The 7,375-nt window shown below is 63.8% G+C and carries 5 protein-coding genes and 1 pseudogene; 3 read left to right on the top strand and 3 right to left on the bottom strand.

The annotated features are described in order from the left end of the window. From G9U53_RS15725 to G9U53_RS15715, 3 genes and pseudogenes are all read left to right on the top strand, one after another. Positions 1-148, top strand: a pseudogene (locus tag G9U53_RS15725) (acetyl-CoA C-acyltransferase); the annotation flags it as partial. A gap of 100 nt (positions 149-248) precedes the next feature. Beyond that, positions 249-611, top strand: a complete 363-nt coding sequence (locus tag G9U53_RS15720) for a DUF3817 domain-containing protein (protein WP_003945330.1) — start codon at positions 249-251, stop codon at positions 609-611. Positions 612-716: 105 nt separating this feature from the next. After that, positions 717-1,613: a tetratricopeptide repeat protein gene (locus G9U53_RS15715; protein WP_030537899.1), complete on the top strand. Its 897-nt coding sequence runs from the start codon at positions 717-719 to the stop codon at positions 1,611-1,613. Positions 1,614-1,631: 18 nt separating this feature from the next. Here G9U53_RS15715 and G9U53_RS15710 read toward each other — a convergent pair whose 3' ends face one another. The 3 genes from G9U53_RS15710 to G9U53_RS15700 are packed head-to-tail and all read right to left on the bottom strand — an operon-like array spanning position 1,632 to position 7,305. Continuing rightward, positions 1,632-3,080 (bottom strand): neutral zinc metallopeptidase, encoded by a 1,449-nt coding sequence (locus G9U53_RS15710; protein WP_003945377.1) that lies wholly within the window; start codon positions 3,078-3,080, stop codon positions 1,632-1,634. Continuing rightward, positions 3,080-5,281 carry a 1,4-alpha-glucan branching protein GlgB gene (glgB, locus tag G9U53_RS15705; RefSeq protein WP_083056093.1) on the bottom strand — a complete coding sequence of 734 codons (2,202 nt, stop codon included), beginning with the start codon at positions 5,279-5,281 and terminating at the stop codon, positions 3,080-3,082. The genes G9U53_RS15710 and glgB overlap by 1 nt, the downstream gene beginning before the upstream one ends. Further along, on the bottom strand, positions 5,281-7,305 hold the full coding sequence (locus G9U53_RS15700) for an alpha-1,4-glucan--maltose-1-phosphate maltosyltransferase (RefSeq protein WP_003945303.1): 2,025 nt from the start codon (positions 7,303-7,305) through the stop codon (positions 5,281-5,283). Before G9U53_RS15700 ends, glgB begins: the two co-directional genes overlap by 1 nt. Between the last annotated feature and the right edge of the window lie 70 nt (positions 7,306-7,375).

Here is a 7,375-nt window from a genome sequence, read left to right as displayed (position 1 = left end):
CGGCCACCCCCTCGGCATGTCCGGCGCCCGCATCGCCCTGCACCTCGCCCTCGAACTGCAACGCCGCGGCGGCGGCATCGGCGCAGCCGCACTCTGCGGCGGCGGCGGACAAGGCGACGCACTCATCGTCCGCGTCCCCAAGGCCTGAGTGTCTAAATACACCTGAACGAGCGCTCTCGCTCTGCGACGCCCCGTGGTTTTGCTCACACAACTACGGGGCGTCGTAGTTGTTCGGGCACAATGGCCTCATGGCGAACATCTTTGACGTATCCACTCCCGCGAAACGCTTCCGTCTGGTGGCGTGGTGGGAAGCTGTGACCTGGGCGGCCTTGCTGGTTGCCATGTTCTTCAAGTGGGTCCTCGGACACGAAGAAGCGATTCGCATCCCCGGAATGGTCCACGGAACCGCCGGCTTCCTGGTGTTCATCGTTGTTGCACTCCTGACCGCGTGGTCGCTCAAGTGGGACGTCAAGACCACGATCCTTGCGCTGATCTCGAGCGTTCCGCCCTTCGGCACCGTCATCTTCGAACGCTGGGCAGTGCGAAACGGCAAGCTCGGTGAGCTGTCCACGGAGTTCGAGGCGTCCAAGGGCAACGCGGCGCTCGTCTGAGTGCTGCATCCCTCTACGTAGCTTCTCGCAACTCGTGACAAACTGGGAGCCGTGACTCGACCAGGTTCCAGGCCCCCCGCGCGTTCGTCCGCAGTTGCTGCCGCCATGAGCGGCGCAGTCGACTTGTCCGCCTTCAAAGAGCGGGCCACGGCCCCACCACCGCCGCGTAACACCAGCGGCGACGGGGCCGTTTCTGCTGTCTCCGGGGCAGTGATCGAGGTGACCGAGGAGAACTTCGAAAGCGAAGTCCTGCTGAAGTCGAGCCAGGTGCCGGTGATCGTCAACATCGGTGGCCGCGCATACGAGCCCTCGGTCGTATTCACCGAAGTTCTCGAATCATTTGCAGCGCGAGCCGGCGGCAAGTGGATTCTTGCCAACGTCGACGTCGACGTGAGCCCTCGTATCGCGCAGGCATTCGGTGTCCAGTCGGTTCCGACGGTTGTTGCTGTCGCGGCTGGTCAGCCGTTGGCCGATTTTCAGGGCGCTCAGCCAGAGGCGCAGCTCAGCCAGTGGTTCGACGCAGTCCTCCAAGCTGTCGAGGGCAAGTTGAGTGGGCCGGTCTCCGACGCGGACGAACCGGTGGAGGAGGTCGAGGATCCTCGCTTCGTGGCCGCTGAAACCGCGCTGGACGAGGGCGATCTCGACGCCGCCATCGCTGCGTACCAGGAAATTCTCGACGCCGAACCCAACAATGCGGAGGCCAAGAGCGCTGTCCGCCAGGTGAAGTTCATGGCTCGGGTTCAGGGTGTCGATCCCGAGTCGATTGCGGCCGCGGATGCTGATCCGTCCGATCTCGAACTGCAGTTCGCTGCGGCCGACCTGGAAATGTTCGCCCAGCAACCCGAGGCGTCGTTCGCCCGCTTGATCTCGGTGGTCTCGCGAACTGCCGGCGACGACAAGGCTGCCGCTCGGACGCGCCTGCTCGAACTGTTCGAACTGTTCGACCCGGCAGAACCGATCGTCATCGCGGCCCGTCGTAAGTTGGCTTCCGCTCTCTACTGACGTGTGGACCGGCAGTCGCTACTCCGTGTAGCGGCTGTCGCACACTTCCCGGCCACCGAGAACGCCGGTCCGGAACGCGTCGACACGTGCGAACCCGCTCGGAACCGTCTCACCGTTGACATCACTGGCAGCCAGGCCGTCGGTCAGCAGCCCCGATACGGCTTCGTCGAGGTCGCCGGGGGAGAGTGTGACCTGTGCTCCGGACGCCGCGGCGTTGGTGGGACTGAGCGCTGCGGTGATGACGCCGGACAGGCAGGCGGCGCGCAGGGCAGTCTGCGGAGTGTCGAGCGATTGGCCATTCTCCTTCTGCATCGCGAGGGTGTACCTCGACGCGAGCAGGACATAGGCGTTGTAGTCACCGGTGATGTTGGTCTGGATCAACTCGCGTCGCCCGACGCGACCCGGCGTGCCGCGCTCGGCAAGGTCGTCGACGCTGATTCCGATGGTGTTCGTCGACGGGCAGTACGAGACGGGTTCGGTCGCAACGGCATCGCTGCACCCGGTGTCTGCGCCGGTGAACACGACCTTCGGTGGCTGAGGTAGATCGAAGATCGCTTGGAAGGTCTTCACGAACTCGTCGAGAGTTGCCTCGGTGACGGGCAGTTCTCCGGAATCGTTGCCCTCGGCGAACTGCTGCGGGAGGTCTGCACGTCGTGACTCGATTTCGTCGGCGTCCATCTTCGCGCACGCACCGGCGCCGTCGGTGAAGCCGATCTGAGTGGCGGTGACGCGCTCGAACGCCGAACCATGGTGGCTCTCAGGATCATTAGGGTCTTCGTCGCGGATGGCGACCGCCGACGCCAACACCTTGTTGAGTCCGTCGGAGGTGTTCATCGTGAAGTGTGCGGCCTTGTCCTCGGCGACGTGCCGCAAGAAGGCGCCACCGAAACAGTCGGCTTGCTGTTCGCGCACCAGGGCTGCGTCTCGTTTACCGCCGACGATCCCGGCCTTGCGTTGAACGGCATGGCCGTACTCGTGCGCAAAGATGAACGCGACGGCCACTTCACCGAACTTCTCCCGCACCTCGGGCAGCAGCAATTCACGATCCCAACCGATGGTGTGATCGATGCTGCAGTACCCGGCGTTGATGAGTTCTTCGGTGGTCTCCTCACAGAAGTCCGGGCCGTTCGATTCGGTGGGGTCCCACGAGATCAGCTCGTCGACCGGTTCGAAGGGCTTGTCGAACAGAGCCGGGTACTCGGCGGCCCAGTAGGTTTCGATGTCTGTGATGGCGTTGGCTGCCAGCGCGTCGATGTCCCCGCCGTCGGTGCCGGTGATTGCTCGGTCGGCGTTGGGGGCTCCCGGACGCAACCCACTTGGTCCTGCCGTTGCGTCGAGTCCGGCGACGCGGAAGGGATCGTGATAAATCGAGACGGCGTGGCCACTCGTTCCCTGGGCACAACCGGCGAGCAGTGCTGCCACTGCCAACAGTGACGACGTGACAATGACTACTCGCCGGCCGACCATCAACGCTCCAGACTTATCCAAATCGCTCCAGCAGCTGGCAGCGCCACCTGTGCGGAGGCTGGCCGACCGTGCCACGAATGCGACGTTGCTGTGACCGCTCCGAGGTTCCCGACTCCGGAGCCGCCGTACACCTCGGCATCGGTGTTGAGAATTTCCACCCATCGGCCGGGCTCTGGTAGCCCGACGCGGTAGCTCGAGTGCTCACTGCCCGAGAAGTTGAACAGGCAGGCGACAATCGAACCGTCAGTACCGTAACGCAGAAAACTGAGGACGTTGTTCTCGGTGTCGTTGGCGTCGATCCAGGAGTATCCACCGGGCGAGGTGTCGAGGGTCCACATGGCCGGATGACGTCGGTACGCGGAGTTGAGATCGCCGACCAGTCGCTGGACGCCGCGATGGAGAGTGCCGGTGTACTGATCGTCGAGCTGCCACCAGTCGAGGCCGCGTTCTTCCGACCATTCCGCACTCTGACCGAATTCCTGTCCCATGAACAGCAGTTGCTTGCCTGGATGCGCCCACATGTATGCAAGCAGTGAGCGCAGGCCGGACGCCTTGGCGAAGTCGTTCCCGGGCATCCGGGTCCACAGAGTTCCTTTGCCGTGCACCACTTCGTCATGGCTGATCGGTAGCAGGTAGTTCTCACTCCACGCGTACATCAGTGAGAACGTGATCTCGTGATGGTGGTAGGTCCGGTGTACCGGGTCGTGACCGAGGAACCCGAGGGTGTCGTGCATCCACCCCATGTTCCACTTCATGTTGAATCCGAGGCCGCCGACATTGGTCGCCCGAGTGACTCCGGGCCACGCCGTCGACTCCTCGGCGACGGTGACGACTCCTCGATGGTTCTTGTGGACGGTGGCGTTCATCTCCTGCAGGAACGCAACAGCTTCGAGATTCTCGCGGCCGCCGTGAATGTTGGGAGTCCATCCACCTTCCGGGCGTGAGTAATCCAGGTACAGCATCGATGCGACAGCGTCGACGCGAAGTCCGTCGATGTGGAACTCCTCGAGCCAGAAGAGTGCATTGGCGACGAGGAAGTTGCGCACCTCGCGGCGACCGAAGTCGAATACGTATGTGCCCCAGTCCAACTGCTCGCCGCGACGCGGATCGGCGTGCTCGTACAGGGGAGTTCCGTCGAAACGAGCCAGGGCCCACTCGTCTTTGGGGAAGTGTGCAGGCACCCAGTCGACGATGACACCTATCCCTGCGGCGTGCAGGTGGTCGACGAACCAGCGGAAGTCGTCCGGGGTGCCGAAGCGGGAGGTCGGTGCGTAGTACGAGGTGACCTGGTATCCCCACGATCCACCGAACGGATGCTCGGAGACGGGCAGCAGTTCGACGTGGGTGAATCCGGTTTCGGTGACGTAGACGGCGAGTTGCTCGGCCATCTGCCGGTAGTCGAGCCCGGGACGCCACGATCCGAGGTGCACCTCGTACACGCTCATCGGGGACTGCGAAGGATCGACACCGGCGCGGGTTTCGAGCCAGGCCGCGTCGTTCCACTCATGCGAACTGGTGGTCACTCGCGATGCAGTCGCCGGCGGGACCTCGGTACCGAATGCCATGGGATCGGCCTTGTCGCGAACGGAGCCGTCGTGGCCGTGGACCCGGAACTTGTACAGCGAACCGACTGCGATGTCGGGCAGGAAGAGTTCCCAGACCCCAGTGGATCCGAGGACTCGCATGGGGGCGAATTGCCCACTCCACCCGTCGAAGTCGCCGACGACGGTCACGCCGCGGGCGGCCGGAGCCCAGACGGCGAACGAGGTGCCGTCGACGGGTCCATCCGGTGTCTCGTAAGAACGCGGATGTGCACCGAGGATGTCCCACAATCGTTCGTGCCGACCTTCGCCGAACAGGTGTAGGTCGAGTTCACCGAGAGTAGGCAGGAACCGGTAAGGGTCGGCTGCGAGAACCGTGTGTCCACCCGGGTACGTCACGGAATAGCGATAGTCGATCAGGTCGGGGTAGGGGATTAGAGCCGCGAAGATTCCGTTCGAAACATGTTCGAGAGGAAAGTTTTTGCCGCCGATGACGGCACTGACGGACTCGGCGTTGGGACGCAACGCTCGCAGAACGGTGCCGTCGGCGTGGGGATGGGCGCCGAGGACACTGTGCGGATCGTGATGTTCACCGCGCGCCAACAGCTCCAGATCGTGATTGTCCGGTGCGATACCCGAAGGGAACTTCTCGGTTGACATCACTTGCCTCCACCTGCGCGGTGCGCATTGCGTGCTTGGTAGGCCAGAGAGATCCGGGCCGGATACGGAACGGGTGGGAGCGCGAGGATGTGCGCCACCGAACGCCAGGGCTCGAGGCGGACGAAATTGGCTTGGCCCCAATTGAACTGCTCACCGGTTACCTCGTCGAGCACGGTCATGTGGTCGTGCCATTCGCGTCCGAGCGCCGGCATGTCCAACCAGACGGTGCCCTCTTCTGCAGCGAACGGGTTGAGGTTGATCACCGTCAGGACGGCGTCACCGGTCGAGGCGTCGAACTTCGAGTAGGCGATCAACGCGTCGTTGTCGATGTGGTGAAAGTGCAGGTTCCGCAACTGCTGCAGGGCCGGGTGTGCACGCCGGATGCGATTGAGTGCGGTGATCCACGGCTCGAGAGATTCGCCTCGCGCTGCTGCTTCGGCGAAACGGCGCGGCCGAAGTTCGTACTTCTCGGAGTCGAGGTATTCCTCGCTGCCGGGGCGAACGGCTTGGTGTTCGTAGAGTTCGTAACCGGAGTAGACGCCCCACGTCGGCGCCAGGGTGGCGGCGAGAGCTGCTCGTAGAGCGAACATTCCGGGCCCACCGTGCTGGAGGGACTCGTGCAGGATGTCCGGCGTGTTCACGAAGAGGTTCGGTCGGGCTTCGTCGGCCTTCGCCGCCAGCTCGTTACCGAATTCGGTGAGTTCCCACTTCGCAACTCGCCAGGTGAAGTACGTGTACGACTGCGTGAACCCGCGCCGGGCAAGGCCGTACATGCGCGCCGGACGAGTGAATGCCTCGGCGAGGAACAGGACGTCGGGGTCGGTCTTCTTGACCTCCGAGATGAGCGTCTCCCAGAAGTTCGGCGGCTTGGTGTGCGGGTTGTCGACCCGGAAGATCTTGACGCCGGCACTGATCCAGTGTCGGACGACTCGCAAGATTTCCTTGTCCAGACCGCGAGGATCGGTGTCGAAGTTGATCGGGTAGATGTCCTGATACTTCTTGGGCGGGTTCTCGGCGTAGGCGATGGTGCCGTCGGGAAGGACGTTGAACCACTCCGGATGCTTCTTGGCCCATGGATGATCCGGGGCGCACTGCAGCGCGAGATCCAGTGCCACTTCGAGATCGAGCCTGCGGGCCGCAGCGACGAAGGCCTTGAAGTCCTTGAGCGTGCCGAGTTGCGGGTGAACAGCGTCGTGCCCGCCGTCGACCGAGCCGATGGCCCACGGCGAGCCGACGTCACCGGGTTCGGGAGTGAGAGTGTTGTTGCGTCCCTTGCGGTTGATCTCGCCGATGGGATGGATCGGCGGAAGGTAGACGACGTCGAAACCCATTGCGGCGATGCGGGGTAGGTCTTCGGCCGAGGTTCGGAAAGTACCGTGTTGCGGCACCCCGTTCTCGTCCCAACCGCCCGTCGAGCGGGGGAAGAACTCGTACCACGATCCGAACAGTGCACGGTTGCGATCGACGACGACGGGGTGGGACTCGCCCTTGGTGACCAGTTCACGGAGCGGAGTGGCGCGGAGCAGTTCGGCGACGTCGGAGGCGAAGGCCGGCGCGACGCGAGCCGTCAGCGCCTGATCGCTGCGCAGCGACGCCGTGACGGCCTCGAGCCTGGACCTGTTGCCCCGCGGTACCTCGTGCGCGGCCTGTTCGAACAGGCGCGCACCGATTTCCAGGTCGTTGGCCAACTCGGCCGCCCCTTGCCCGACGGCGAGCTTTGCTTCCACGGCGTGCTTCCAGGTGGCGATGGGATCGCTCCACGCCTCGATCCGGAACGACCACATGCCTTCGGCGGACGGCGTGAACACCGCGTCGACGGTGTCCGGTTCGGTCCCGGGATCCATCGGAATGCGCAGCGGCTTGGTACCGCGCGGACCACGCACGACAAGAGTGGCGGAAATGGCGTCGTGGCCTTCTCGCCACACGGTTGCGTGCACTGGGAAGACTTCACCGACCACGGCCTTTGCCGGATAGTTACCCGAGATCTCGGGTACCACGTCGTCGATACCGAGGCGTCCTGACACGGGAAGCTCCATTTCTGGTGATGGATCGCGGTAAAACTTTCTTTCGCCGGGTTCAACCGTAGTGGGTGCG

The organism is Rhodococcus sp. D-46 (assembly GCF_011290655.1).
Taxonomy (GTDB): domain Bacteria; phylum Actinomycetota; class Actinomycetes; order Mycobacteriales; family Mycobacteriaceae; genus Rhodococcus_F; species Rhodococcus_F qingshengii.
Note: the sequence above shows the minus strand (reverse complement) of the source record. Positions and strands in the feature narration are given on the sequence as shown.

Excerpts from the sequence above, each read along its gene's own strand:
- glgB (WP_083056093.1), bottom strand. The coding sequence starts at position 5,281 with ATGTCAACCGAGAAGTTCCCTTCGGGTATCGCACCGGACAATCACGAT.
- G9U53_RS15715 (WP_030537899.1), top strand. The coding sequence starts at position 717 with ATGAGCGGCGCAGTCGACTTGTCCGCCTTCAAAGAGCGGGCCACGGCC.
- G9U53_RS15710 (WP_003945377.1), bottom strand. The coding sequence starts at position 3,080 with ATGGTCGGCCGGCGAGTAGTCATTGTCACGTCGTCACTGTTGGCAGTG.
- G9U53_RS15720 (WP_003945330.1), top strand. The coding sequence starts at position 249 with ATGGCGAACATCTTTGACGTATCCACTCCCGCGAAACGCTTCCGTCTG.